Annotated in this window: 22 protein-coding genes; 10 read left to right on the top strand and 12 right to left on the bottom strand. The window is 63.4% G+C overall.

The window, feature by feature from the left end; translation table 11 throughout:
- Positions 1-79 precede the first annotated feature (79 nt).
- From acnA to thyA, 4 genes are all read right to left on the bottom strand, one after another.
- Positions 80-2,806 carry an aconitate hydratase AcnA gene (gene acnA / locus ACSFC5_RS10690; protein WP_440765235.1) on the bottom strand — a complete coding sequence of 909 codons (2,727 nt, stop codon included), beginning with the start codon at positions 2,804-2,806 and terminating at the stop codon, positions 80-82.
- A gap of 240 nt (positions 2,807-3,046) precedes the next feature.
- Complete coding sequence (locus tag ACSFC5_RS10685) at positions 3,047-3,844, bottom strand: alpha/beta fold hydrolase (RefSeq protein ID WP_440765234.1); 798 nt, start codon at positions 3,842-3,844, stop codon at positions 3,047-3,049.
- Positions 3,845-3,970: 126 nt separating this feature from the next.
- Positions 3,971-4,510 carry a dihydrofolate reductase gene (locus ACSFC5_RS10680; RefSeq protein ID WP_440765233.1) on the bottom strand — a complete coding sequence of 180 codons (540 nt, stop codon included), beginning with the start codon at positions 4,508-4,510 and terminating at the stop codon, positions 3,971-3,973.
- The gene (gene thyA / locus ACSFC5_RS10675; protein ID WP_440765232.1) at positions 4,507-5,523 is read right to left on the bottom strand and encodes a thymidylate synthase; all 1,017 of its coding nucleotides are present in this window, start codon (positions 5,521-5,523) and stop codon (positions 4,507-4,509) included. Before thyA ends, ACSFC5_RS10680 begins: the two co-directional genes overlap by 4 nt.
- A 114-nt stretch (positions 5,524-5,637) precedes the next feature.
- Between thyA and ACSFC5_RS10670 the strand changes: the two genes are divergently transcribed.
- The 5 genes from ACSFC5_RS10670 to purD all read left to right on the top strand — a co-directional run bounded on the left by ACSFC5_RS10670 (position 5,638) and on the right by purD (position 12,470).
- Positions 5,638-6,105, top strand: coding sequence for a pyridoxamine 5'-phosphate oxidase family protein (locus ACSFC5_RS10670; protein WP_440765231.1), 468 nt, complete (start codon positions 5,638-5,640; stop codon positions 6,103-6,105).
- A gap of 96 nt (positions 6,106-6,201) precedes the next feature.
- Positions 6,202-7,815, top strand: a complete 1,614-nt coding sequence (locus tag ACSFC5_RS10665) for a ribonuclease H-like domain-containing protein (protein WP_440765230.1) — start codon at positions 6,202-6,204, stop codon at positions 7,813-7,815.
- Positions 7,816-7,817: 2 nt separating this feature from the next.
- Complete coding sequence (locus ACSFC5_RS10660; RefSeq protein WP_440765229.1) at positions 7,818-10,601, top strand: DEAD/DEAH box helicase; 2,784 nt, start codon at positions 7,818-7,820, stop codon at positions 10,599-10,601.
- A 78-nt stretch (positions 10,602-10,679) separates the two neighbouring features.
- Positions 10,680-11,102 carry a universal stress protein gene (locus ACSFC5_RS10655; protein WP_440765228.1) on the top strand — a complete coding sequence of 141 codons (423 nt, stop codon included), beginning with the start codon at positions 10,680-10,682 and terminating at the stop codon, positions 11,100-11,102.
- 75 nt (positions 11,103-11,177) lie between these two features.
- The gene (gene purD / locus ACSFC5_RS10650; RefSeq protein WP_440765227.1) at positions 11,178-12,470 is read left to right on the top strand and encodes a phosphoribosylamine--glycine ligase; all 1,293 of its coding nucleotides are present in this window, start codon (positions 11,178-11,180) and stop codon (positions 12,468-12,470) included.
- Positions 12,471-12,508: 38 nt separating this feature from the next.
- Here purD and ACSFC5_RS10645 read toward each other — a convergent pair whose 3' ends face one another.
- The 3 genes from ACSFC5_RS10645 to ACSFC5_RS10635 form a co-directional block, all read right to left on the bottom strand.
- Positions 12,509-12,868 (bottom strand): hypothetical protein, encoded by a 360-nt coding sequence (locus ACSFC5_RS10645; protein ID WP_440765226.1) that lies wholly within the window; start codon positions 12,866-12,868, stop codon positions 12,509-12,511.
- Positions 12,869-12,946: 78 nt separating this feature from the next.
- Positions 12,947-14,242: an MgtC/SapB family protein gene (locus ACSFC5_RS10640; RefSeq protein WP_440765225.1), complete on the bottom strand. Its 1,296-nt coding sequence runs from the start codon at positions 14,240-14,242 to the stop codon at positions 12,947-12,949.
- Positions 14,243-14,991: 749 nt separating this feature from the next.
- Entirely contained in the window at positions 14,992-15,621 is a 630-nt protein-coding gene (locus ACSFC5_RS10635; protein WP_440765224.1) for a helix-turn-helix domain-containing protein, read from the bottom strand.
- A gap of 143 nt (positions 15,622-15,764) precedes the next feature.
- Here ACSFC5_RS10635 and ACSFC5_RS10630 point away from each other — a divergent pair, with 143 nt between their 5' ends.
- Complete coding sequence (locus ACSFC5_RS10630; RefSeq protein ID WP_440765223.1) at positions 15,765-17,063, top strand: DUF418 domain-containing protein; 1,299 nt, start codon at positions 15,765-15,767, stop codon at positions 17,061-17,063.
- 141 nt (positions 17,064-17,204) lie between these two features.
- Here ACSFC5_RS10630 and ACSFC5_RS10625 read toward each other — a convergent pair whose 3' ends face one another.
- The 3 genes from ACSFC5_RS10625 to ACSFC5_RS10615 all read right to left on the bottom strand — a co-directional run bounded on the left by ACSFC5_RS10625 (position 17,205) and on the right by ACSFC5_RS10615 (position 19,309).
- On the bottom strand, positions 17,205-17,480 hold the full coding sequence (locus ACSFC5_RS10625; RefSeq protein WP_076578009.1) for a PadR family transcriptional regulator: 276 nt from the start codon (positions 17,478-17,480) through the stop codon (positions 17,205-17,207).
- A gap of 456 nt (positions 17,481-17,936) precedes the next feature.
- Positions 17,937-18,083 carry a DUF8555 family protein gene (locus ACSFC5_RS10620; RefSeq protein ID WP_440765222.1) on the bottom strand — a complete coding sequence of 49 codons (147 nt, stop codon included), beginning with the start codon at positions 18,081-18,083 and terminating at the stop codon, positions 17,937-17,939.
- Between the two features lie 473 nt (positions 18,084-18,556).
- Positions 18,557-19,309 (bottom strand): hypothetical protein, encoded by a 753-nt coding sequence (locus ACSFC5_RS10615; RefSeq protein ID WP_440765221.1) that lies wholly within the window; start codon positions 19,307-19,309, stop codon positions 18,557-18,559.
- Between the two features lie 271 nt (positions 19,310-19,580).
- Here ACSFC5_RS10615 and ACSFC5_RS10610 point away from each other — a divergent pair, with 271 nt between their 5' ends.
- The 3 genes from ACSFC5_RS10610 (at position 19,581) to ACSFC5_RS10600 (ending at position 21,997) form a co-directional block, all read left to right on the top strand.
- Positions 19,581-20,591 (top strand): lysylphosphatidylglycerol synthase transmembrane domain-containing protein, encoded by a 1,011-nt coding sequence (locus ACSFC5_RS10610; RefSeq protein WP_440765220.1) that lies wholly within the window; start codon positions 19,581-19,583, stop codon positions 20,589-20,591.
- Between the two features lie 110 nt (positions 20,592-20,701).
- Positions 20,702-21,475: a DUF7117 family protein gene (locus ACSFC5_RS10605; protein WP_440765219.1), complete on the top strand. Its 774-nt coding sequence runs from the start codon at positions 20,702-20,704 to the stop codon at positions 21,473-21,475.
- A gap of 9 nt (positions 21,476-21,484) precedes the next feature.
- Positions 21,485-21,997 (top strand): hypothetical protein, encoded by a 513-nt coding sequence (locus ACSFC5_RS10600; RefSeq protein WP_440765218.1) that lies wholly within the window; start codon positions 21,485-21,487, stop codon positions 21,995-21,997.
- Positions 21,998-22,024: 27 nt separating this feature from the next.
- Here ACSFC5_RS10600 and ACSFC5_RS10595 read toward each other — a convergent pair whose 3' ends face one another.
- A complete protein-coding gene (locus ACSFC5_RS10595; RefSeq protein WP_440765217.1) occupies positions 22,025-22,918 on the bottom strand; it encodes a bifunctional methylenetetrahydrofolate dehydrogenase/methenyltetrahydrofolate cyclohydrolase in 894 nt (297 codons plus the stop codon).
- Between the two features lie 100 nt (positions 22,919-23,018).
- Positions 23,019-23,831: an alpha/beta fold hydrolase gene (locus tag ACSFC5_RS10590; protein ID WP_440765216.1), complete on the bottom strand. Its 813-nt coding sequence runs from the start codon at positions 23,829-23,831 to the stop codon at positions 23,019-23,021.
- Between the two features lie 339 nt (positions 23,832-24,170).
- On the opposite strand from ACSFC5_RS10590, the gene ACSFC5_RS10585 reads away from it, so the two are divergent.
- Complete coding sequence (locus ACSFC5_RS10585) at positions 24,171-25,622, top strand: APC family permease (RefSeq protein WP_440765215.1); 1,452 nt, start codon at positions 24,171-24,173, stop codon at positions 25,620-25,622.
- The last annotated feature ends 203 nt before the right edge of the window (positions 25,623-25,825 follow it).

The raw sequence follows: 25,825 nt of genomic DNA, 5'->3' as shown, positions 1-25,825 counted from the left end.
AATCAGGAAACGGACCGGTAAGATACCGCGATGATCGATCGGCGGAAAAATGAACGCGAACCGCCGAGACTCGAGCCCCTTACTCCGTCAGCATGCGGCGGAGCACAAGGTGGAGCACACCGCCGTTTTCGACGTACTTGACGGCCGCGGGCGTGCCGACCTGTGCGGTCACGTCGAACTCGGTTGTCTCGCCGTCGTCGTCCTCGGCGACGACGGTGAGTTCGGCGTTCGGCTCGAGACCGTCGTCGAGTCCCTTGATGTCGAAGTACTCGGTGCCGTCGAGGCCGAGTTCTTCCCAGCCCTCGCCCTCGGCGAACTGCAGGGGCAGGACGCCCATGCCGAGGAGGTTGTCGCGGTAGATCCGCTCGTAGCTCTTGCCGATCGTCGCGCGGATGCCGAGCAGATCGGTCCCCTTGGCGGCCCAGTCGCGGCTCGAGCCGGTCCCGAGCTCTTCGCCGGCCATGACGATGAGCGGCGTCTCCTCGTCGCGGTAGCGTTCGGAGGCGTCGAAGACCGTCGTTTCCTCACCCGTCGGGTGGTGAATCGTGTAGCCGCCTTCCTTCCCGTCCAGCAGCTGGTTTTCGATGCGGACGTTCGCGAACGTGCCGCGCATCATGACCTCGTGGTTCCCGCGGCGGGAGCCGTAGGTGTTGAACTCGTACGGTTCGACGCCGCGCTCGGAGAGCCACTGGCCGGCGGGCAGATCCTCGCTGAACGGTCCAGCCGGGCTGATGTGGTCGGTCGTGACCGTGTCGCCGAGCGTGAGCAGACAGCGGGCGTCCGCGATGTCTTCGACGCCGGGTTCCTCGAGGGGGAAGTCCTGGAAGAACGGCGGCTCGCGGATGTAGGTCGACTCCGAATCCCACTCGTAGACGTCGCCCGTCGGTGCGTCGAGCGCCTCCCAGCGGTCGTCGCCTTCGAAGACGCTCGCGTACTTGTCTTTGAACAGTTCGGCGGAGACGTTCTCGTGAATCGTCTCTTTGACCTCCTGTGGGTCCGGCCAAATGTCCTCGAGGAAGATTTCCTCGCCGTCGTCGTTCGTGCCGATCGGTTCGTTCTCGAGGTCGATGTCCATCTTGCCCGCGAGACCGTAGGCGACCACCAGCGGCGGGCTGGCGAGGTAGTTCGCGCGGATCTTCGGGTGGATTCGGGCCTCGAAGTTTCGGTTCCCCGAGAGGACGCTGGTCGTCCAGAGGTCGTGTTCGTCGATGGCGGCCTCGATCGGTTCGGCGAGCGGGCCGGCGTTACCGATACAGGTCGTACAGCCGTAGCCGACGACGTGGTAGCCCAGGCCCTCGAGGTCGTCGAGTAGGTCGGCCTGCTTGAGGTACTCCGTGACGACCTTGCTGCCGGGTGCGAGACTGGTCTTGACGTAGTCGGGAACGTCGAGGCCCTGCTCGAGCGCGTTGCGTGCGAGCAGGCCCGCGGCGACCATCACCGACGGGTTCGAGGTGTTCGTACAGCTCGTGATCGCGCTGACGAGAACGCTCCCGTGACCGATCTCGACCTCGGTGCCGTCCTCGAGCGTGACGGGGATCTTCTCGTCGAGTCCGGGCTGTTCCTTGGCGACGAGTCCGCCGTCGCTCTCGGCGGCGCCGGAGTCGATGACGCCCTCTTCGGCGAGCAGCGTCGGGAAGTGCTCGTCCAGATCGCCCATCGGAATCCGGGCGTGGGGCTTCTTGTGACCCGCGAGGCTGGGTTCGACGGTGCCGAGGTCGAACTCGACCGTCTCGGTGAACTCCGGATCGTGGTCGCCGAACAGGCCCTGGGCTTCCAAGTACTCCCGGACGAGTTCGATGTGGTCCTCGTCGCGACCGGTGAGTTCGAGGTAGTCGAGCGTCGCGTCGTCGACGGGGAACATCGAGATTGTACAGCCGTGCTCGGGCGACATGTTCGAAATGGTCGCGCGGTCGGCGACCGAGAGCTGGGAGACGCCGTCGCCGTAGAACTCGACGAACTTGTCGACGACGCCGACCTGACGGAGCTTCTCCGTGATGTGGAGCACGAGGTCCGTCGCGGTTGCGCCCTCGGGGAGTTCGCCCGTGAGTTCGACGCCGACGACCTCGGGGAGGGTCATCGTGATCGGCTGGCCCAGAAGGGCCGCTTCGGCCTCGATCCCGCCGACGCCCCAGCCGACGACGCCGATGCCGTTGATCATCGGCGTGTGGCTGTCGGTGCCGACGAGGGTGTCGGGGAGGAGCCACTGCTCGCCGTCCTCTTCGCGTGCGTGAACGACCTTGCCGAGGTGTTCCAAGTTGACCTGGTGGACGATCCCCGTTCCCGGCGGGACGACGTTGAAGTCCTCGAAGGCCTGTTCGGCCCACTTGATCGCACGATATCGCTCTTCGTTTCGCTCGTACTCGAGTTCCACGTTCTGTTCGTAGGCGTCTTCGCTGCCGAAGTAGTCGACCTGTACGCTGTGGTCGATCACGAGGTCACAGGGGACTTCGGGTTCGACGATCGAGGGGTCCTTGTCCGCGCGGTCCGCGGCCGACCGCAGCGCCGCGAGGTCGACGACCGCCGGAACGCCGGTCAGGTCCTGAAGAACCACGCGGGACGGCTGGAAGGGAACTTCGACGTCCGGGACGTCCGGCTCCCAGGAGGCCGCGTTTTTGACGTCCTGTGCCGAGATCATATCGCCGTCCGCGTTTCGGAGGACCGCCTCGAGCAGCACGCGGATGCTCACCGGCAGTTTCTCGAGGTCACAGAGGCCCTGCTCCTCGAGTACCGTGAGATCTGCCATCTTGTACGTCTCGCCATCGTGTTCGAACTCCCGGATTGCGTCCGAGAACTCATCAGTTGCCATAGGAGGACTTCGGACCGGGGGGTTTTGAATCTCCCGAGAATCCGCTGTAACACATACTAATACCCCCGTATTTGACGGTATTGGTGTGTGGTTGTATTCTTAATATTCTATTATGATTCGGGACTGCCAACGCGCAATCGGGAGGAAGTGTCCTCAAAAAGGCTCATCTCGTCTAATTGGCTCTATTGAGCTCCTCAATAGTTGATATGAATGGCGTGCTGAATACAGGGTACGTATCGGTCACAGCGAGTCGACGAACCGGCTCACGACCTGGTTGAACCGCTCGGGTTCTTCGAACGGCGGACCGTGGCCGCTCTCGTCGAAGAGTTCCACCCTCGCCTCGGGAACGAGTTCGGCGACGTGCCGAACGGCGTCGACGGAGCCTCTCGTTTCGGCGGTACCAGCACAGACCAGCATCGGAACGTCGATTTCGGGGAGGACAGATCGGTAGTCTCGCGTGTGCGTATCGAACAGGATTGCGCTTTGAATCGGCGGTGGCGTCCGAGAGATCTCGTCGTACTGTAGGGTTCTCGTCTCGGCTGTCGGGTCGGCGAAAACCTGCTCCGTGAACCGATTGATGAGAGCTTGCTGGTCTGACTGCGCCAGTTCAAGCAGGCTCTGTATGTCCTCCAGCCGAGCGAGTCCGTAGTCGTAATCGTCCCATCTGAACCGGGTTGCTTCAATATCAACATCGACCAACCCGCGAATCCGGTCTGTACCGAACTGATCCACGTAGTCCCACGACACGAACGCGCCCATCGACCAGCCGACCAAGACGACGTCCTCGAGGTCGCGCTGTTCGAGGAACGCGTGGAGGTCCCGTGCATATTGCGGGACCGTGTGGCCGAGTTCCGTCTTCTCTGACCGGCCGTGTCCTCTACAATCGAACGCGATTGTCCGATAGTCGTCCGAGAGTCCGGCCAACTGCGGTTCGAAGAACCGGAGCCCATGCAATACGCCATGGAGAAAAACGATCGGCTGCCCCTCTCCGTAGTCCTCGTAATAGAGGTCGGCCCCATTACATTGGATGACGGCCATAGCTTCGTCCTTCGGGTCCTATTCGGATAAACTGTACGTGCTGAACTCGTCCTCTCTCTTCAGCACGGCTTCGAAAAGCTATCCTCGATCGTAGATTCCGACAGAGCCGCCCAATTCGACGCCGCGTCACTCGCGACGGACGTACTCGAGGAACGCGAACCCGTCTCGTTCGTCGCGAGAGACGGTCTCGAATGCGTCTCGGTCCCAGTCGGGGAACCGCGTGTCGCCGTCGGGGTCGTCGTCAATTTCGGTCACGACTAACCGATCCAGCGCGGGGAGGAACTGCTCGTAGACGGTCGCGCCGCCGGCGACGAAGAGTCGGTCGGCGTCGTCGTGACGCTCGCGCGCGGCAGCGTCGGCTTTCTCGAGCGCGTCCTCGAGACTCCCCGCGGTGACGGCGTTCTCGGGCGTCTCGAGATCACGACTTGTCAACACGATCGTCGTCCGGCCAGGTAACGGTTCGCCGAGGGTCTCGAGGATGCCCTCGTAGGTCACTCGACCCATGATGATCGGATGATCCATCGTCGTCTCCTTGAAGTGCTGGAGATCCGCGGGGATGTGCCAGGGCATGTCCCCATCTTTCCCGATGACGCCATTTTCGGCGACCGCGACGATGCCGACGAGTTCGCGGTCGGTTTCCAGGTTGGGGGATTCGGGCTCGCTCATTCTGCGACCGCAAACTCGAGTCCGTCGTGGGATTCGTAGTCCTTGAGCTGGACGTCCTCGTAGCGCAGGTCGTCGATCGAGGTTTCGGCGAGTTCGAGCGTCGGTCGTTCGAGCGGCTCTCGAGATAGCTGATCGAGCAGGCCAGGGACGTGGTCGAGGCGCTCGTCGCCGTCGGCTTCAGCGGGCGCTTCGGACTCGAGCCACTCGCGAACCGCGAGGTAGTCCTCGCGGGCGTCGACGTCGGCCAGCCGGGACTGGAGCGCCTCGAGGTTGTCCGCGTACCACTCCCCGCGCGCGCCGCGCCCGCAGTAGACGTGTGCGTCGACGACGGTGTGGGCGAAGGAGCCGGGTTTGAATCCGGTCTGCTGGGCGACGACCTTCGTCAGGAGCGCGTAGGCCGCGATGTTGAACGGGACGCCGAGTGCGATGTCGCCCGAGCGCTGCGTGAGGTGGCAGTTCAGCCGGTCGCCCTGCACGTTGAAGACGAACGAATAATGGCAGGGCGGCAGCGTCGAGACGGCCGCGTTGGCCGGATGCCAGGCGTTGACCACCAGACGGCGTGAGTTCGGCGAGTCGGAGAGCGTGTCGACGATGTACTGCAACTGGTCGAAGGTCTTTCTGCCGTCGTCCTCCTCGGTGACCCACTGGTGAGAGTCATCAGGCCAGGATTCGCCCTCGAGTTGTGCGCCCTGCTCGGGAACCGGATACCGTCGCCAGAAGCGGCCGTAGGCGGTGTCGAGTTTGCCTTCGTCGTCGGCCCACGCGTCCCAGATCTTGGTCTCCTCGCGGAGGGTTCGAATGTGCTCCTCGCCGGAGAGATACCAGCAGACTTCGTGGAGCATCGAGTTCCAGCGGTAGCCGTCCATCGCTTTCGTCGTCAAGAGGGGGTACCCCTCCTGCAGATCGACCTCGTAGTGCTCGCTGAAGGCCGAAATCGTGTCGACGCCGGTCCGATTGGGCTTGTACGTGCCCCCGCTCAGGGTCGCGTCGACGAGATCCAGGTACTGTCGCATTGAGAGTGGATTTCTGACCCTGCGGATTTATCCGTACCGGTCGGGAGCGGCGGGTCGACCGCTCGATTCGTCGACCATCCACACTACTAACACGATCTCGGACGACGCCACCGTATGAACATCATCGAGGACAGTCTCGAATGTGACCTGGAGTCGTTTCTCGCTCGTCCGCTGTTCTGCTTCGTCGCGCAATCGTCCGACGCGGGGCCGCGCGTCTCTCCGCTCTGGTTCCTGTGGGAGGACGCCACCCTCTGGACGATCGCGCAGTTGCGCGGGCGTTCGTATCCCAGCCGCGTCGAACGCTATCCGAAATCGGCGGTCGCGATCGTCGATTTCGACGCTCGAGCGGGGCGCGTCGAACACGTCGGTATGCGCGGCGAAGCGAGCCTCGAGCCCTACGACGCCGACTGCGCCGAGCGACTCCTGCGGAAGTACCTCGGTGGCGAACAGGCGGCGTGGCCCGAGACGTTCCGCGGACTGGATCCGTGCGAGTATCGCCTCATCGAGTTCGATCCGGACACCCTCGTTGCGCGCGATCAGTCCTACCCCGCGCCGACGGATCCGGACGACTCGGGCCGCTGAGTTTCCCTCCGGCCGCGAAGACGAGCCGCGGGCTAACGGATCACTTTCACCGCGGTGTCCAAACCCTCTTTATCGCGCCGCGCGTTCCGACGAGCGATGACCGCTCGAGACGGCGCCACCCTCCTCGCCCTTCCGCCTTCGGCGATCGCCGACCGCCCCGTCGCGACGCTCGAGGATCTCGAGGTGACCCTCGAACCCGACGCCGTCTGGGTGCTCGGCCCGTCTCGAGAACCGCAGGCGTTCGCCCGGGCCCGCAGCGCGTTCGACGCGCCGGCGTTTCACCCGCCGCTCGAGACCGGCGGCGAGGGTCCGTTTCACCGACAAAAGATCGGCGGTGGCAGCCTCGAGATCGCCGTGGCTGCCGGAATCAGGTCCCTCCATCCACAGTCGGAGAGCGTCTCGAGCGCGCTCGCTGAACGACCCGGTATCGCCGCGCTCGTCTGCGACGACGTGACGACGACCGTTCGTCCGACGGCTCTCGAGACGACCCTCGAGGGCGCGGACGCGCTCGCCAGCGCGCTTTCGACCGGACGAGTCACGACCGTCCTGACGGGCAGTGAGCCCGCGGGATACGACGAGTTGTGGCACCTCGAACCCGACACCGGCGCGGTCCGTGGAGTCGACCATAACCTGATCGGCGGCTTCGAGCCACTCGACGAGGATTGTGTCTCCGTTCGCGTCCAGGGGGCAGGCCCCGTCGAGGGATACAACCACCGACAGTCGGTCGCGAGCCTGACGCTCACCGCCGGCGGGATCGAGGGCGTCGAAACGCACAAAATCACTAACTTCGGTCTCGAGGCCGTCTCCGGAATCGGCCCGAAGACTGCCGAGCGACTCGCCGAGCGAGGAGTGACGACACGCACGGAACTCCTCGAGACGTCCCTCGAGACGCTGGCCGACCTCCCTCGCGTCGGCCGCGACCGTGCCCGCACGATGCACCGACACGCGTCGGTCCTCGAGACGGGCGAGCCACGACGGCTCACGGACGAGTCCCTGCCCGGCGAGAACTGGCACACGCCGCCGCTCTGCGTCGACATCGAGACCGACGGCCTCTCGCCGACGATCATCTGGCAGGTCGGCGTCTACGATCCCGCGACGGACGACTACCGCACGTTCGTCGAGCGCGACGATCCGTCGGATCCTGGGTCGGTGCTCGAGGCCTTTTGCGACTGGCTGCTGGGCGTCCACCCCAACCGTGCCCTGCTCACGTGGAACGGCTGGCGGTTCGACTACCGGCACCTCGGCGCTTTCATCGCCCGGCACGTTCCTTACTACGTCGACGAGTGGGAGTCGATCCCCAAGTTCGATCTCTACCTCTGGGCCGTCGGCAACGACAACGCGCTCCTGCCCGGGCGGACGAACAAACTCGAGGCCGTTTCGGACGCGCTCGGCTACGACAGTGCCGGTACCGGTCTCGACGGTGCGCAGACCGCGGCAGCCTACCAGCAATTCGTGCGAACAGGGGAGCCACTCGAGTGGGCTCGCCACGAAGCCTACTGCGAGGACGACTGCCGAGCGCTGTGGCACGTCTACGAGCGGCTTCTGGACGCGGCGCAGGCCGAATCCGATTCGGTCTCAGTCTCGAATGGCGGAGACTCGAGTCGGACGGCGACGGACGGATCCAGCGCTGATTCGACGGATCGAACGTCGAACCCACAACCCTCGAGCGACACGAGCGGCGGCGAACAGACCGGACTGAGTGATTTCTAACCATGAGCGAGCAAAACCACGACGAGCAGGCGGCCGTTCCAGTTACCGGCGACGAACTGGTCGACACCTTCCCCGGCTACCGGAATCCCGAGGATATTTCGCTCCTCGAGCGCCCCGGTCGGCCCGCCGAGACGGTGCCGAGTGCGGACGTCCTCCGACCCGAACTCGCGGGGCCGCTCGAGCACGACCTCTACACCCACCAGGCCGACGCGCTCGAGGCCCTCGCACGCGACGAGCACGTCTGCGTCGCGACGAGTACCTCCTCCGGAAAGACCCGCGTCTACGCGCTCCAGATCGCGCGGAACTACCTCGAGGCGCGGGCTCGAGGCGAGGAGTCCACCGCCTACCTCCTCTATCCCACGAAGGCCCTCTCCCGGGATCAGGAACGGAGTTTGAACGATCTCTTCGACGAACTGGGTCTCGAGATCACGGTCCGGGTCTACGACGGCGACACCGAACGCGGGCAGAATCGCAAGCGGATCCGCGAGGAGGCCGACGTCATCATCACGAACTTCGCGGGCGTGAACACCTACTTACACGACCACGACCGCTGGGCGCGATTCCTCTCGGCCTGTGATCTGGTGGTGATCGACGAATCGCACACCTACACCGGTGTCCACGGCATGCACGTCGCCTGGATCGTCCGGCGGCTGGAGCGCGTCCTTTCGTACTACGACGCCGATCCCCAGTACGTCCTCACGAGCGCGACGATCGGCAATCCCGGGGAACACTCCGCCGCGCTGATCGACGAACCCGCCACCGTGGTCGACGAGGACGGCTCCCCCGCGGGGCCGCGGGATCTGGTGCTCTGGAATCCGCCGCCTCGGGCTCGCGAGGACGAGCGCAGCGAGTCCTCGGATACGCGAACGGGAGCGATGCGGACCGAGCGACACGTGAGCCGCGAAGACGCAGACGACGACCGCGACGAGTGGCGTGACGAGGACGCGGACGACGAGAGAGAAGCCGAGGACGCCGTCCTCGAGCGCGTTCCCGCCACCGTCGAGGCCCCGCGGCTGCTCTCGCATCTGACCTACCAGAACGCCCAGACGCTGCTGTTTACTCCGTCGAGAAAGCTCGCCGAACTCTCGGTCAAGCGGGCGTCGAAACACCGCCACGAGAACCACTACTACACGAACCCCGACCGTGGGAGCGCGATCGAACCGTACCACGCCGGTCACTCGCGAAAGAAACGCCACGGCACCGAACATCAGCTCAAGACCGGGATTCTGGACGGCGTGGCGTCGACGAACGCCCTCGAGTTGGGGATCGATATCGGCGCGATGGACGCGACGGTCCAGTTGGGCTACCCCGGCCAGCGCCAGTCGTTCTGGCAGCAGATCGGGCGAGCGGGCCGAGGCGCGAGGCGGGCGCTCTCGGTGCTCGTCGCCGAACACCGCACGCTCGATCAGTACGTCGTGAACAATCCGGACTACCTGCTCGAGAACGACGTCGAGGACGCCGTCGTGGACATCGACAACGACGCCGTCTTCGCTCAGCACCTGCGCTGTGCAGCCGACGAACTCGCGCTCGACGTATCGGACGCTGGCTGGTTCGCCGAACGCGAGCGCCTCGAGCGCGCCGTCGAGATGTGGCGGCGCGCGGGGCAGTTGACGGGAGCGCTCGAGACCGGCGTCTCCTACGTCGGGCCGCCGCGACCCCAGCAGTCCATCTCGCTGTACGCGACGGCGGGTGAGGAGTACGAGGTGGGACTCGCCGACGGCGTCGACACGAAGCACGATCCAGAGATGGAACCGCTCGCGAGAGAACGCGTCTTCCGGGACTTCCATGAGGGCGCAGTGCGGCTTCATCAGGGCCAGCAGTACGAAATTATCGAGGTCGACCACGGGTCACCGCGCCCCTCGGTCACGCTCCGGCCGACGAACGCGGAGTACTACACGCGCACGCGAACTGACGTGACCGTCCTCGACGCAGTCTCCGAGGAGTCCCGAGAGATCGGCGACTTTACGCTGCACTTCGGCCGTGGACGGGTGCTCGTCTACCACGGCACCTACGATAAGGTCGCGATCCACGGCGGGAAAAAGCGGGAACAGGGGATTCCGACCGACAACCCGCCGCTGTCGATGGCAACGCAACTGTGCTGGCTCGAGGTGCCCCAGGCCGTTGAAGACGCGCTTATCGAAAAGTATCGAGAGTTCTCGGTGCCGGAACTCGAGGACGGTCTCGCGGGGACCGCCCACCTCGGTTACGCGGGCGGACTCCACGCCGCCGAGCACGCGACGATCGGCGTGGCGCCGCTCGAGTTGATGGTCGACAAACGGGATCTGGGCGGGCTGGCGACGCTGACGATCGACTCGCACCTCGATCAGGAGGCGGCCGTCGCTGACGAGACGGATGCGGGGATGGGGCCGGGTATCGGAGCCAGCACTGCAGCAGGCGAGGACGACGCACCGCAGAACATCGCCGCCGCCGAGGCGACGGTGCGGGAGATCGCGATGGATCTCGATCGAACCCCCGCGAGCGGCTGGTTCATCTACGACGGGATCGAGGGCGGACTCGGTTTCGCGCGGGCGATCTACGAGAACTACGAAGCCGTTGCCGAGCGCGCGCGGAACCTCATCGCGGACTGCGACTGCGGGAACGTCGGGGGGTGTCCCGCGTGTGTAATGGACGAGCAGTGCGGGAACGACAACCAGCCGCTGCATCGCGGGGCTGCGGTGGACGTACTGGACCAGTTGCTCGGAAACGAGGACGTGGACGCGCTCGAGGAGTATCTTCCCGATGGGGAGTACGGTGGCGACCGGCGGCCGCCGCTGTTTTACGCCTGACTGGACCGCACTCACCAGTTGCCTGTCACCAGCCACTGCAATGCGTACGACCTTGCCGATCCTGTCGGTAGAGAAATTATGTCCACTCACGTTCTCGTTCCGTACGACGACTCGGAGTTCGCCCGCGCCGCGCTCGAGCACGCGTTGACCGAGTACTCGGCGGGAGCGATTACGGTCCTCTACGTGGTCGAGCCGGCTGACGGCTACGGCGGGACGAACACGGCGATCGTCGACGACGAACCGGAGGACGCGACGTCCGGCGGTGACGGTGACTCGGCCCTCGTACGGGCGCGAAAACGAGCGATCGACCAGGACCGAGAGCTGTCGACGGCGAAAGCGACCGGCGACCCACCGCGGGCAGTCCACGAGTACGCCGCCGAACACGACGTCGACCGAATCGTCGTCGGCGACCGTGACCGAAGCGGCGCGAGCCAACTGCTCGTGCGTCCCCTCGCGGACGATGTCGTCCGCGATTCACCCGTGCCGGTGACCGTCGTCTGAGATATACACGGGTGTGGATACAATTCGCTCGGAGAAAGAGCAACGCTTACAGGTTCGTGCGTTCCGCTATCGACCATGCGAGAGCACGTGCTCCTGATCGGCGGCGGTGGCCGCGAACACGCTATCGCTCGCGCGCTCGAGGACAGCGAGGCCGACCTCTACGCCTGCGCGGGGAACCGAAACCCGGGAATCGCTCGGATCGCGAGCGAGTTCGAGACGCTCGAGACGACCAACCCGAAAGCCGTCGTCGAATACGCCGAAGAAGTAGACGCGACGATCGCCGTTATCGGTCCCGAGGCACCCCTCGAGGCCGGCGTCGCGGACGAACTCGAGGCCGCGGGGGTCTACCCGTTCGGCCCGAAGGAGGACGAGGCCCGGATTGAGACGGATAAGGCCTTCCAGCGGCGGTTCATGGCGGAACACGACATCCCGGGCTGTCCGGATTTCGAGACCTTCGACGATATGGAGGCCGCCTGCGACTACATCGACGACTACGACGGCGATCTGGTGATCAAACCCGCTGGCCTCACGGGCGGCAAGGGCGTGAAGGTCATCGGCGATCAGGTTACACCCGAGGAGGGCAAGGCGTACATCCGCAACTCCGACTACGACCGGATCGTCCTCGAGGAACGCCTGATCGGCGAGGAGGTCACGATTCAGGCGTTCGTCGCCAACGGGGCCTTCGAGACCGCACCCGCCGTGCAAGACCACAAGCGCGCCTACGAGGGCGACGAAGGGCCGAACACGGGCGGAATGGGCAGTTACTCCGACGCGACGAACGAACTTCCGTTCATGACCGAAGCGGACTACACGGAGGCCGTCTCGATCATCGAGGCCACCGTCGACGCTCTCGACGATTATCGCGGGATTCTGTACGGTCAGTTCATGCTCACGAGCGAGGGCCCGAAGGTCATCGAGTTCAACGCCCGCTTCGGCGACCCCGAGGCGATGAACACGCTTCCCGTCCTCGAGACGGACTTCCTCGACGTGCTGACGGCCGCTCGAGACGGCGAGGCCCCGCCCGAACTCGACTTTGCCTCCCAGGCAACGGTCTGCAAGTACGCCGTGCCGGAGGGGTATCCGACGGATCCAGAGGCGGGTGCCAAAGTGCAAGTGGACGAAGAGAGTGCCGGTGACGCGCTCCTGTACTACGCCAGCGTCGACGAGCGCGACGACGGCATCTACACGACCACCTCGCGCTCGTTCGCCGTTGTCGGTCTCGCGGATTCGATCACCGAGGCCGAGGAAATCGCGGAGGACGCCCTCGCAGTTGCCGGCGACGAGGGGCTACACATGCGCCACGACATCGGCAAACCCGATCTCGTCCAGCGGCGGATCGATCACATGAACGAACTCCGCGAAGAATAGCTCGACCGGCCGTCGGCGACGGTTCGATTCCGCGCTCGTTATTCGCCGCCCCGATTCTGTTCGAACTCGTCCGTTTCCTCGATCGACGACTCGACGTCCGACTGGACGTTACCGATGTCGACGTTCGAGCGCAGTTGGTCTCTATCGATCGCCTCGTCGATCGTCCCAACGTCGGTCACTGCTTGTAGTCCCTTCTGGTCGATCGCCGCCTCGAGCGATTTGCCATCGATAGCCGCGGCGAGCGAGTCCTCGTCGGCCTCCGTCGCCGCCTGCAGGGCGCGTCGAACGGCGACGTAGCCGACCAGGGCGGCCCCGCCGGAGGCGATCGCTCCCGGGACGCCGTAGCGTTTGTAGCCGAACGACACCGCCTTTTTGCCGACCGAGAGTGCTCCGAGCATCGTACCACACGTCCACACGGGAGCGGAAAGAGGCCGAGGCTTTCGTACGACGACCGGGAGCAAAGCGGGACTCGAGCCCTAAATGACGATGATAATCGACGCCAGTGCGCCGCCGACGAGGAGCAGTGCACTGTAGGCTGCAACCTGCTTCCGAAAGTCGTGGTTCGGTGACGTCGACGCGAGGAGCGTCTTGACCAGAATGCTCGAGACCGTCGCGAGTAAGATCGCGATCGTCGCCTCCGCCGGACCCAGTTGCCCGCCGCGGTAGAGGACGACGGCCGAGGTGGTCGCGCCGGCGCTCGAGACGAAGCCGCTCGCGACGGCCGTCGCGTAGAAGCCGAGCGTGCCGAACCACGTCTCGGCGAGCGACCCGAAGACGAGCACGACGAGGAAGACGGCCCCGAACGCGAGCGCGTTCTTCATCGAGAACGGGCTCTCGAGTTCGATCGGCCCGGACTCTCGCCAGTCGGCGGTCGTGGCCGCGATGATGAAGGCGATCACGATGACCGCCCCGAGCGGGATAATCGCCTCGAGAAGGACGGTGGTGTCGCTGCCCACGGTAAAGCCGACCGCGATGGCGAGGTTGCGCGCGGCCATCGCCGCGTTCGCGAGGAGGATCGCGGCGACGGCGTACGACGCCGCTTCGGGGCGCTGACGGACGTGATCGAGCATCGTCCCGACGACGGCCGTCGAGGAGGCCAGCCCGCCGAAGAAGCCGGTCACCGCGATCCCCCGGCCGCCGTAGGTCGAGACGATCGCGTAGTTGACGATGCCGATCCCGGCGACGGCGACGACCATCAGCCAGATCACCTGCGGCTCGAGCGGGATGACGATTCCGGCGATCTCGGGGTTCCACTCGGCGGGCAACAGCGGATAGACGACGAACGCCAGGATGGCGAACTCGGTCGTCGAGCGCATCTCCTCGCGGGTGAGTCCCCACGCGAACTCGTGGAGTTCGCGCTTGAGGACGAGCAACAGCGACGAGAGCACGGCGACCGTGACACCCTCGAGGATGAACCCGGCGGCGACCAGTGCGCCGATCCCGTAGGCGACGAGCATCGACACCGACGTCGTCAGCGAGAGCCCGGTTTCGCCGTCGTCGTCCAACAACCCCTGCACGGCCAGCAACACGCCCTGAACGATGACGAGAATGCCGCCGAGCACGAGCAGCCCCTCGCCGATCTCGGTTTCCGAGGCCAGCAGGGTGAAAACGGCGCCGAGGAGACTGATCAGCGAGAACGTCCGGATGCCGGCCGACTTCTGGGACCACTCGCGCTCGAGACCGAGGAACATCCCGAGCGCTCCGGCCAGGGCGAGTCGGACGACGGTCTCGTCCAGCGGCGCGTCCGCGAGCTGCAACGTAACCTCGTTCACTCCCGGACGTTCACCACGAGCACACATAAGCGACCTGCCGGAGTCGTCGGCGTGGACGGCTCTCGTTACGGATCGACGGCCGCGATAGTGACGGTCGACCGGCGGCAGCCACTGCGCCAGCGATCACGTACAGGATCGCTCGAGCGCTACGCGGACTCCTCGCGCAGTCGTCGCCCGTCCCGCGGACAGTACTCGAACGACGGTTCCGTGGCCCCTTCCCGAGAACACGACGGTTCCGTGGTCCGAAACGAACAGGCGAGATACTGTTTCGTCGTTTGCCGACGGGACCGCTCGGCCATCCCGTTCGATCGACCCCACCCGAAGACGAACGGAACGAACGGGAGGAAGAGCCCATGATGAATTGCCGTCCGGTGGGCACGTCGACGATCCGGAGCTCATAGCCGTCGTCGCCGACCGTGATTTGTTCGTCCGCGTCCCCGGAATTGGTGTCTGGATCGGTGCTGTCTCGAGAGGGGGTTGTGCGGGGCTCCGTACCGAACCCATGTATTGGCTAGTGACAGGGGTTGCTCTCGTCAAACAATTTATCGATCAATCGCTGACCAGCCGGAACGGATGGCGTCGGCTACTGAGTGTGTTCATTACCGACTTCACAGTCGAGTTTCTCGATACCGCGCTTGCCGACACGCCGCGTGTAGAACATGTCGTTCGCGAGTCCTCGCTCGTTCGAGATTTCGATTGCTCGACCAACGGGTAGGCCGAGTGGCTACTCTTGTTCTCCGTATTCGATGTCAGTTCTGTTTCGGCCCCGTCAGAAACCAAGCGACGAGTTTGGCTTCACCGGTTCGTAATACGGTACTGGCGGTTGATTTGTCCACGCCGAGAGTTTCGGCCAGTTCAGCCAGGGTACAGTCTCGAGGGACTTCGAAGTAGCCTGCTTGGAGCGCGGCGTCAAGGAGTTCGCGCTGACGATCAGTCAACAGCGATTCCGGATCCGTTGTTCCGACAATCGACTGCAGTTCGTACGGCTGACCAGCCTCATCGAGGGCGTCTCCAAACCGTTCGAGGTCGTCCCGTGTTCCTGTCAGGTCGAACTCATACCAGCCGTCTCGGACGACGACGGGGAATTCGACCGTCAGCGCGGACGATTCGACGAATTCGTAGAGTTCAATGTCGGTCGTTTCGTACTTCGTGAGGGCGCGTTCGTCGGTTGCTTCGAGCAGTTCCCACCCGTCAATCGACGACTGTGGGCGATCGATGATCGCCTGCGGGTCGTCGGCGATGACCTCACCGAGTTCAACCGCTTTCTCGCCGATACGCAGCCCCGAGAGGAGTCTAAACGTTGCGTCTGGAAACGCTCGTGACGTGTCGGCTACCCAGATTCCTTCCGGAAGTTGAACCCGGAATTTGGCGCTAATCATTGCCCCTTTCTTCCGATGTCGTCGGCTCGAGTCGGTGTGCGTATCGCCCATTCTCACTCGTATCAGATACCCGCCATTCCACTGAGTGTGGCTCCAACATGTTGGACTAATTTGCAAGGTCCACTCCTGAGACCATGAACGTGATGACACAAGCCGAACCTGCGTCGGGAACTGAATCGAACGAGGACGCGCCGAAGCCGACTGCGCCGTCCGAGAGAATCGTCAGCTTGGACGTCCTTCGCGGCTTTGCACTTCTCGGTATCCTGGTTATCAACATCTGGCTGTTTTCGATGCCGCAAGCTGCGGCATTCAATCCGACGGCGTATGGAGATTTCACGGGCGCAAATTACGCGGTCTGGTTCGTCAGTCACGTCTTCTTCGACCAGAAATTCATGACGCTGTTTACGCTCTTGTTCGGAGCAGGAATACTGTTGTTCACGGCAAGCAAAGAGCGAAACGGACAACCGGCGATTCGACTTCACTATCGCCGAACGATCCTTTTGGTACTGATTGGTCTCGGTCACGCCTATCTGCTATGGTACGGTGATATCCTCGTTGTATACGGCATTTGCGCTCTCGTTGTGATCTTCGCCCGAAACTGGTCACCGATCAAGCAGGCGCTCACCGGACTCACAATGCTCGCGGTGCCAACGCTCTTTTCGGTACTCGGATGGCGCTACGCCGAGCACGTGCCCGAAGAGACGCTTGCACTATGGAACCCATCACAAGCGGTGATTCGAGACGAGATCACTGCGTATCAAGGACCCTGGGCGGACCAGTTCGCATACCGCGTTCCGACCGTGCTCGAAGCCCATCTCTTCGACATACCTGTCTGGTTGTTCTGGCGGGTCAGCGGCCTGATGTTGATCGGCATGGCGCTGTTTTCTTGGGGGGTCCTCTCGAACGATCGATCGGAGCGCTTCTACCGCCGGCTATTTGTTGCCGGAGCGGTCACCGGCCTTTCGTTGATCCTCGTGGGCGTCTGGTACAACACGACTCAGGAGTGGACTTTCAGCGAGGCTTTCTTCATTGGACGGCAGTTTAACTACTGGGGGAGCATCCCACTCGCTGTGGCCTACGTCGCTGGAATTATGCTCTGGTGTCGACGGCGACCAACCGGGGTCGTTTCCGCGGCACTGGCAGCGGTCGGACAGACCGCGTTTTCGAACTATCTGCTTCAAACGATTCTTGCAACATCGATTTTTTACGGGCACGGACTCGGTCTGTTCGGAACCGTTACACGGTTGGAGGCACTCGCAGTCGTACTCATGATCTGGGCTGTTCAGATCCCACTATCAGTGCTGTGGCTTCGACATTTCAGATACGGCCCCATCGAATGGGTCTGGCGAATTCTCACCTACGGAGAACGTCAGCCTCTGAAGAAACCAGAAACGGAGCAATCACAGCCGGTCAAGACGAAGAAAACGGAGCGATCCGACTAGATTCAACCCGTTTTGAAACCACGATGTTAGCTCTATTGAGGAAGAGAACGAACAAAATCGTCTCAAAGCACACCCAGGCAGCGACGCTCACTACCAGTCCGCACAGCAATCCCGCGACCGTGGTGATCGTTCGTGAACGGCCTAGAGTTCGACGTACTGTCCTTCCCAGTCGCGGCGGGCCTCAAGTTCGCGTCGGCCGCGACGCGTGAGCGTGTAGAAGTTGGTTCGGCGGTCGCGCCGTCCCTTCTCGACGAGCCCTTTGTCGACGAGGGTATCGAGATTCGGGTAGAGTCGGCCGTGGTGGATCTCTTTCTCGTAGTACTGCTCGAGTTCCTCTTTGATTGCTAGTCCGTGGGGTTCCTCCTCGCCAGCGATAACGTACAGCAGGTCACGCTGGAATCCTGTCAGGTCGTACATTGGGAAAGTACCAATTGCACTTACTGTCGAATTTTAATAAGGCTATCGGGTTGTTTCGATCGAAACCGGGATATTACCGTCGAGAATCGATTTCTGGAGCAAAACCGAATGATAACCCCTATGATGGATTCTCGGCCGAAGTTAGGTAACGTGCGGTTCATGTTTACAGTCCAGCCAAATAATTTCGGTATTATTATAATAGTAGAACGCGAAACGCGTCGCTCAAATTATCGAGCGTCCACCGACGAATGAGGCTGGCGCTGTTCGGTTAGCGTTCGTCGAAACAGGAAAGCAAATCGCGTGGCGGAAAAATGCCACGCGATCGCTTGCCGCCCTGAATTGGTCCCCGCTGACGCTTCGGCCCTCCAAGCGAAGCGTCAGGTGAACGATTTTGCCGAGTATACTTAAAGGTAACGACACCGACCGGACTGGTGATACGTCCGTTCGTCCGATCGGTTAGATATGTTCTTCCTCGAGAACCCAGCCGATCGCCCGTTTGTAGTAGGTAAACATCTCTCTGACGCCATCGTGGCGCATCTCCTCGCTCTCGAGGTGCTCGGTGAGGAACTCGTACTGCTCGCGGATCTCTTCTTCGTCTCGCATGGGTGGTCAGTACGCGTGCGGAACGGAAAAAAGGTCGCCGTGATCGGGCTTGCTGGATCGAAATCCGCCGACAGGCGTTCGCCGACGATTCGACCACCATCGCCAGCGACGAGTGCCACTCGTTCGAAGCGAGGAGTAACAGCGGGTGTCGAGGGACCAACACCGGATTAGGATCGTTCCTCGAGACCGTTCCCGTCACTTTCAGCGTGAAGCCGCCGGTTTCGATCCGACAACAGTTGTACAAACAGTTCACAGGGGCCGGCGTCCGAACCACGGGCGAGCTTGCGATCCATCTCGCGAACGCCCGCGCGACAGCCACGAGTTCGAACGGCGTACTGTCTCGAGTCGCGGTTCGGACAGCAGCCGCTGGCTAACCTATCGCGCCGAAGAAAATCGATGGGATACGGCGGCCGATCGGCCGCCAGTATTCGTAGCGACCGCAGCGTGCACTTGAGCGTCGACGTCGCTACCGATTAGAGCCCGTCGTCGGACTCGTTGTCGTCGGATTCGTTGTCGTCGGTCTCGTTGTCGTCGTCCGCGAGGCCGTTCCCGCCGTCCTCGCCGAGGGTCAGCGTGAGTTCCTCGTCGTCGCCGTCGATTTCGACTTCGTCCTCGGCCTCTTCACCGTCGGATTCGGCCATAACGGTGTACTCGCCGTCTTCGAGTTCGTCGAATTCGACTTCTCCGTCCTCGTCGGTCTCCTCTTCGCGCGGGAAGTCCTCTCCCCCGTCGTCGGCGAGGCCGTTCTCTTCGGTCTCGTTGTCGTCGGTTTCGTTGCCGTCGGTTTCGTTGTCGTCGGTCTCGTTGTCCTGAATGGATGAACCGGTTTCCGTCTCGTTGTCGTCGGTTTCGTTGTCGTCGGTTTCGTTGTCGTCGGTTTCGTTGTCGTCGTCCGCGAGACCGTTCTCGTCGTCGTCCATCATGCCGCCGTCGGCTTCGTCGAGTTCGACGGTCGCGCCCTCAACGGGTTCCCCGCTGTCATCTTCGACGGTAACGGTCAGTGTGTACGTCTCGCCGTCTTCACCTTCGTCCTCGGTCTCGTTGTCCTCCGTCTCGTTCTCTTCCGCTCCGTTTTCTTCTGTCCCCGGATCTTCTTCGGCTTCGTTACCGTTTTCGCTTTCGTTATCGTCACCGGGACCCTCGTCGGCACAGCCGGCGAGGACGAGTGCACTTGCGGTACCTGCTGCGGCGACGAACTTGCGTCGGTTCAGTTCTGAATCGGACATATCTCTGGATAGGACCTTTCCGTTGGTTTCAGTGCGGCCTGCAACTGCCGTCCGTTAATGACGTGTTGAACGTAACCACAGAACGTGTGACCGTCATCGACCGAGAACCGTTCGGCGGGTAACTCCGGTTGGACCGGTGAAATCGTCGGTCGGGAGACACCGTTCGCGAGGCGCTCGGCCGTGGAGCGCCGTCGAGACTGCCGGCGAGGGCTAAATTACGAGCGCCGACTCATTCATAACATAGTTGTAGTTTCAGTGCAATGTTCGGATCGTGAAGCGCCGGATCGCCCTCGGTTTCGTGTTCGCCGTTGCCCTCCTCGCCCTCCTCGTTCGCGCCGTCGGCAGTCAGGACATCGTCGCCGAACTGTCGACGGCCAATCTCCGGTTGCTGGGTCTCGGACTGCTCTCCGGACTGCTCGCACTGACCTTTCGCGGCCTGGTCTGGGAGCGGTTCGTCTCGCTGGTGGACGACACGATGCCCCGCAGCCGGATCGCCGGGGTCTTTCTGACGGCGATGTTCGTCAAGTACGCGACGCCGTACGGCCAGCTCGCGACGGAGCCGTTCGTCGCCTACCTGATCTCGCGCGACGGTGAGATGGCCTACGAGGACGGACTCGCGAGCGTCATCTCCGCCGATCTGCTGAACTACGTTCCCTACTACACGTTCGGCTTTCTGGCGCTGGGGATGATCGCCACCGGCGGCGCGATCGGGACCGGAATGAGCACCCAACTCGCTGCGTTCGGTGCCTTGTTCGTCGTCGTCGCCTCGGTCGTATTCGTCGCCGTCCGTCGACCGATCGTCGTCTACAGGCTCGTCCTCGGAATCGCCGGCGTCGGTCGCCGTATCGTCAGCCAATTTACCGACCGATTCGATCAACAGCTCTCCGCCGGTGCCGTTCGGTCGCGACTAGACGGGTTCTATACGACGGTCGAGACGATAACGGCGGACAAACGGACCCTCGTAATCGCGTCCGTCTACGCCCACCTCGGCATGGCATTCCTGATGCTCCCGGTGTACATCGGCGCGATCGCGCTGGGCTATCAGCTCACCCTTCCCGTCGTCGCTATCGTCGTCGCGCTCGGGAAGCTGGGATCGGTCGTCCCCTCTCCCGGCGGGACCGGCGGTGTCGAAGCGGTCGTGACGGCCGGACTCACCACGCTCGGCTCGCTCGAGCCAGCCGCCGCCCTGACCGTCGCGCTCATCTATCGGCTCAGTACGTACTGGCTCGCGATCGGAATCGGCGGCATCTCCGCGGCCGGATTGTTCGCCAGAGAGCCGTAGTGCCCTCGAGAGAGACGCTCGACTCGAACCCGCGGACGCAGGCCAGAGCGCAGCGGGCCCGAGCGCTCGACTCCGGTGTGGTTTTTGGTGTCCTATCCGTACGGTCACGTATGAAAATACGGGGTGAGCGAGAGTGTACGGAGTGTGGAACCCGCTGGTCGTACTACGAGACGGGCAGCGTCGGCTGTCCGGGCTGTGGCAGCCTCCGCAGCGTCGGCGTCGACGACCGAACCGAACACACCGATATGCCGGTGGCGTTCGACCTCACGGCGGTCCGCAACGCCATCGACGAGGTCTCGAACGACGACCTCGCGGATCGCGCCCGCGAGGCGTGTCGCGAGTATATCCGCCGGCGCGGATTCATTACCGCCGGCGAGCTTCGGGACCTCGACGACAGCTACCTGGCTGCCGGCGAACTGCTCCACGTCGCCGATATCGTGGCCCGTGATATGCGTCTCGAGGAACGCGAGGAGCTCTACTTCCTTTCGTTGCTTCGCGACGCGGACGGCGGTGAGTCGAGTGACGCGAGGCGATCCTCGTCGGAGCCTCGATCCGACGTTGGCGAACGTCCGCCCGCAGCGGAGATCCCCACGTCCCTCCGCGCGGCCCGCGGGCTCGCGTACGCGAACGCCGTCCGCGAGTACCGGCGCGACGTTCGAACCTGGATCGCGGACCGCGAGCTGACGACGGCCGAGCGTACCGCTCTCGAGACCCTCGGCGAACATGTCACCCGCGTACGGATGCTCGATGGCGACGTCGACCCTCGGACGGCCGACCGCCTGGTCGAGGCGACTCGCGACCTCGCGAACGGACTGCGCGGCGACGAGGTGGCGTTCTCGCAGGCACAGGACCGACTGACGGGACTCGAGTTCGATGGAAGCTAGGTGATCGGCGTGAGGACCGAGCGCGGACCGACCGGAACGGAACCGACGTTCGAAGAGCACCAGTCGCTCCCCTCCTGGCTCGGACCGGCGCTGGTCGTGCTCTCGATACCGGCGCTCGTGGTCGCCCTCGTCGCGGTCCTCGAGGCAGGGGGGCCGACGCTTCGGGGGGCTGGGCTCGTCGTCGTGACCGTGGTGGCCGTCCTGGGACCGATTCCGCTGATCCTTCGATCGACGCTCCGAACGACGGTCCGCGACGACGGTGTGTACTTCCGGTTTCGCCCGTTCCACTGGTCGGAACGCTACGTTTCGTTCGAGGAGATCGAGAACGTCCGACGGAGCGAGCGTCGCGCCTATCAGTACGGGCTCCGGCGGACGCGATGGGGCTGGGAGTATCGACCGAACGCGAGCGACGGCGTCGACATACACCGGAGGAACGGCCCGGCGATCTTTCTCGGATCGGAACGGCCACACGAACTTCGGCAAGCGATCGAAGAAGGGGTGCGGCGAACTCGACACGGGTAAGAGAAGCCGAGTCGAATAGACCGTGTCTCAGGGCAACTCGACGTCGATGTCCGTCTGCTGGCTCGCCGCCTCGACCGTATTATAGAGTAACATCGCACGCGTCATGGGGCCGACGCCGCCGGGAACCGGCGTGATCGCGCTGGCCTGTTCTTTCGCGCTCTCGAACTCGACGTCGCCGACGAGTTCGTACCCCTTTTCGTTATCGGCATCGACGCGGTTGACGCCGACGTCGATCACGACGCTGCCCTCGCCGATCATCGAGCCGTCGATCAGTTCGGGAACCCCGGCAGCGGCGACGACGACGTCCGCACCGCGCGTCTTCTCGGCGAGGTTCTCGGTCCGGGAGTGACAGACCGTCACCGTCGCGTTGCCGTCGTCGGCCTTCTGAATCAACAGGTTCGCCAGCGGCTTGCCGACGATATCCGAACGGCCGACGATCGTCACGTCCTTCCCTTCGGTCTCGACGCCGGCGCTCTCGAGCAGCTTCTGTACGCCGTGGGGCGTACAGGGCCGGAATCGAGCGTCGCCCGCAACGACGCGGCCGACGTTCTCGGGGTGGAAGCCGTCGACGTCCTTCGCGGGATCGACGCGGCGGATGACCTCGCGGTAGTCGACGTGATCCGGGACGGGCGCCTGGACGATGTAGCCGTGGACATCCGGATCGTCGTTGAGATCGGCGATCGTTTCGTACAGTTCCTCTGGCGGCGCGTCTCCGTCGACATCGACGTGAATGCTCTCGATGCCGACCTCCTCGCAGTCGCGCTGTTTCATGTTCACGTAGGTCTGGCTGGCGGGGTCGTCGCCCATCAGAACGGTCGCTAGCCCCGGTCGCGCGCCCGCGTCGGCGAGCGTCTCGATTGCGTCCGTCAGATCGTCACGAATCTGGCTCGCGACCGCGTTGCCGTCGATGATCTCCGTCATTGTTCGACTGGGCGACCGCGAGGCTCATTAACCCTCGGGTTCGTGCTCAGAATTAGAATTAACACGCGCCAAATATGCACGCATGTGTATAGTTATGCCGTCAGAACCGTTCCTCGAGGAACTCTCGAATCGCCTCGTTGACCGGCTCGGGGCGCTCGAGGTTCGACGTGTGACCGGCCGCCGGAATCCGTTCCATCCTGGCGTCCGGAAGCTCCTCGAGCATCGGTTCGGCTCGCGAGGGGTCGATCGAGGGATCCTCCTCGCCGTGGACGATGAGGACGGGCACATCGATCTCCGAGAGTCGGTCCGTGACGTCGGGCCGGTCGAGCCAGGAGTGCAGTTCGTTATAGACCGCCGCGCCGGGGTAGGTCGCCCAGCGATCGACCCACTCCTCGACGAGTGCTGGGTTCTCCTCGCGGGTCGTCTCGCCGAAGAGATAGCCGGTGACCCCCTCCGCCAGCGACCGCGGGGTGGAATCGGTCGAGCCCTCGAGTGGGTCGACGAGTTGGCCGTAGGTCTCCCGTTCTTCGGCCTCGTGCGGTGAGGCCATCGAATCGATCAGGATCAGTCCGTCGACTCGCTCGGGATAGGCGAGCGCGAACCGCAGCGCCATGAATCCACCCATGGACATCCCGCCGATGACGGCGCTCTCTTCCCCAATTCCGTCGAGCAGTGCGTCGCAGTCCGCGACAAGATCGCCGAGGTCGTATCCCGGCGCGTACCGATCCGTCCGCGCGCGCAAATCGTAGGCGACTGCTCGGTAGTCGGGAGCGAGCGCCTCGAGTTGCGGTCGGAACATCGTTCGATCCATCAACGTTCCGTGAGCGAAGACGACCGGCCGCCCGTCGCCGCGCTCGGTCGTGAGGGCGTCGGTCCTGGTTCGATACATCGCCGTCGCTCCATCAGTTCCCATGAGAGTTGCTGACATGACACGTCTACAAAAACCTACGTGAACCGGTCAGCCAACGGCTCCTCGAAGCCCAGTTGTGGATGGAGAGACCGTGTGGCGGGCCAAGGCGGTTGAGTTCGTACGGGGCCGGTGTCGCCGACGGTCCCTGTAGTCGGCGACTGGGACACCGCCTTCCGGTTTCCTCTCTGGAACCATACATTCCTTGAACGCAAATAGTTATAAACGCCACACGAGATAACAGCGGTTCGTTCAAGCGGCTGTTTGGACAGAAATGGTAAGCGTATTTTCGCAAGAATAAGTATTTTAAAGATCCCCTGGGTGTCATACTCTGACAGACTATCGATGTCGAGAGACGACTTCAAGCTGATCAACGAGAAGGTTGGACCGATTGCCGCGGTTGCACTGCTCATCGGGACGGCGGTGGGGATGAGCATTTTCATCGTGCCGACGCAGATGGCGGTCGTTGCCGGGCCGAGCATCATCGTCGCGATTTTGCTATCCATCATTCCGATGGTGTTGGGCATCCTATTGCTGTTACAACTCGGGGGCGCGATTCCGGTCGCCGGCGGGGCGTACGTCTACGCCTCGCGGCTCGTCGGGCCGTACTGGGGTTTCTTGGGGGTCGCGGTGCCGGTCATGTCCGTCTGGGCGTACCTCCTGTTCGCGGCGCTCGGCTTCGCCGAGTACGTCCCCGTCTTCGCCGACTTGCCGACGCTGGCGTCTGTCTACCTTCTGCTTGGAGCGTTTCTGGTGTTCAACTACGTCGGCGTTCGGCTCGCTGCGAACGTCCAGATCGTCCTCGTCTGTCTGTTGATGGCCGCGATGCTCACGTTCATCGCCGGCGGATTCACCTCGTTCGACGCCTCGAACTTCGAGCCGCTGTTCCCGTCGGGCGAGGGTGAGCCCTTCGCCGACGGCTACGCGCCGTTCTTCCTCGCCGCCGTCACCCTGTACATCCCGTTCCAGGGATTCGCGATGATCATCGAGATCGGCGAGGAACTCGAGAATCCGGCGAAGAACATCCCGCGCGTGCTCGCGGTCGGGATGACGCTCGTCGCCGTTCTGACGATCGGCATCATCGTGGCGCTGATCGGTGCGGTGCCGTGGCAGGAGATCGTCGGCGACGACGGCGAAGCCGTCGAAGGCGGCCTCGCAGCCGTCGCGGAAGGGATCATGCCCGGCTGGGCGATCGCGTTCGTCGCGTTCGGCGCACTTGTCGCCGCCGCGACGACGACGAACACGCTGTACACGTCCTACTCGCGAACGATCATGCGCGCGGCTCGAGACGACGTTATCCCCAACTTCTTCGCGGGAATCGACGACCGGTTCGGCACGCCGAATCGCGCGCTGATGTTGCTCGCGGTGCCGCCGCTGCTGGTCGCACCACTGACCGGTCCCCTCGGTGGGATACTCGCGGTCGACGTACTCGACTGGCTCGTGACGATCACCGTCACCGGGATCTTCATTAGCTTCATGATCAGCGGCGTCGCCCTGTGGAACCTCCCGAAGATCTTCCCGGACCGGTACGAGTACTCGTTCTACAAGCTCCCGATGCCGCTACTGAAGGTCGTCGCCGTGGGGAACGTCATCGTCTCGGCGATCTTCATGGTGTTCGTCGCACTGGGTGCACCGAGCGCGCTCGGGGTTCAGTTCGGTTGGATCGCACTGGTCTCGCTGCTGTACGTCTACCGCGTCCGCACGTACGACAAGGACGGGGAGGACCTCCGCGACAAGATGGCGTTGCTGCACAAACACGAGTCGATCGGCGGCGGCGATACGGACAGCGACGACTGACCGGCGATCTCTCGAGCGCCGTTTGCTCCGCTGTGAGCTTCGGTTTGACGTACCCGATTCCGAGACCGCTTACTCGTCGGTGTCGCACTCGGCGGTGACGACGTGATCGTCCCCGGCCTCGAGTTCCGGTCCCAGACGTGTCCGAATACGGTGTGGATCGGTACCGGATTTCATTGCATATTTATGACAGTCGGGCGTGTGTC

The organism is Natronorubrum marinum (assembly GCF_052040125.1).
GTDB lineage: Archaea > Halobacteriota > Halobacteria > Halobacteriales > Natrialbaceae > Natronorubrum.
This window is presented reverse-complemented; position numbering and strand designations above follow the sequence as displayed.

Bases quoted from the DNA above. Each gene is read 5' to 3' on its own strand.
- acnA (WP_440765235.1), bottom strand. From the start codon at position 2,806: ATGGCAACTGATGAGTTCTCGGACGCAATCCGGGAGTTCGAACACGAT.
- ACSFC5_RS10685 (WP_440765234.1), bottom strand. From the start codon at position 3,844: ATGGCCGTCATCCAATGTAATGGGGCCGACCTCTATTACGAGGACTAC.
- ACSFC5_RS10680 (WP_440765233.1), bottom strand. From the start codon at position 4,510: ATGAGCGAGCCCGAATCCCCCAACCTGGAAACCGACCGCGAACTCGTC.
- thyA (WP_440765232.1), bottom strand. From the start codon at position 5,523: ATGCGACAGTACCTGGATCTCGTCGACGCGACCCTGAGCGGGGGCACG.
- ACSFC5_RS10670 (WP_440765231.1), top strand. From the start codon at position 5,638: ATGAACATCATCGAGGACAGTCTCGAATGTGACCTGGAGTCGTTTCTC.
- ACSFC5_RS10665 (WP_440765230.1), top strand. From the start codon at position 6,202: ATGACCGCTCGAGACGGCGCCACCCTCCTCGCCCTTCCGCCTTCGGCG.
- ACSFC5_RS10660 (WP_440765229.1), top strand. From the start codon at position 7,818: ATGAGCGAGCAAAACCACGACGAGCAGGCGGCCGTTCCAGTTACCGGC.
- ACSFC5_RS10655 (WP_440765228.1), top strand. From the start codon at position 10,680: ATGTCCACTCACGTTCTCGTTCCGTACGACGACTCGGAGTTCGCCCGC.
- purD (WP_440765227.1), top strand. From the start codon at position 11,178: ATGCGAGAGCACGTGCTCCTGATCGGCGGCGGTGGCCGCGAACACGCT.
- ACSFC5_RS10645 (WP_440765226.1), bottom strand. From the start codon at position 12,868: ATGCTCGGAGCACTCTCGGTCGGCAAAAAGGCGGTGTCGTTCGGCTAC.
- ACSFC5_RS10635 (WP_440765224.1), bottom strand. From the start codon at position 15,621: ATGATTAGCGCCAAATTCCGGGTTCAACTTCCGGAAGGAATCTGGGTA.
- ACSFC5_RS10630 (WP_440765223.1), top strand. From the start codon at position 15,765: ATGACACAAGCCGAACCTGCGTCGGGAACTGAATCGAACGAGGACGCG.
- ACSFC5_RS10625 (WP_076578009.1), bottom strand. From the start codon at position 17,480: ATGTACGACCTGACAGGATTCCAGCGTGACCTGCTGTACGTTATCGCT.
- ACSFC5_RS10620 (WP_440765222.1), bottom strand. From the start codon at position 18,083: ATGCGAGACGAAGAAGAGATCCGCGAGCAGTACGAGTTCCTCACCGAG.
- ACSFC5_RS10615 (WP_440765221.1), bottom strand. From the start codon at position 19,309: ATGTCCGATTCAGAACTGAACCGACGCAAGTTCGTCGCCGCAGCAGGT.
- ACSFC5_RS10605 (WP_440765219.1), top strand. From the start codon at position 20,702: ATGAAAATACGGGGTGAGCGAGAGTGTACGGAGTGTGGAACCCGCTGG.
- ACSFC5_RS10595 (WP_440765217.1), bottom strand. From the start codon at position 22,918: ATGACGGAGATCATCGACGGCAACGCGGTCGCGAGCCAGATTCGTGAC.
- ACSFC5_RS10590 (WP_440765216.1), bottom strand. From the start codon at position 23,831: ATGGGAACTGATGGAGCGACGGCGATGTATCGAACCAGGACCGACGCC.
- ACSFC5_RS10585 (WP_440765215.1), top strand. From the start codon at position 24,171: ATGTCGAGAGACGACTTCAAGCTGATCAACGAGAAGGTTGGACCGATT.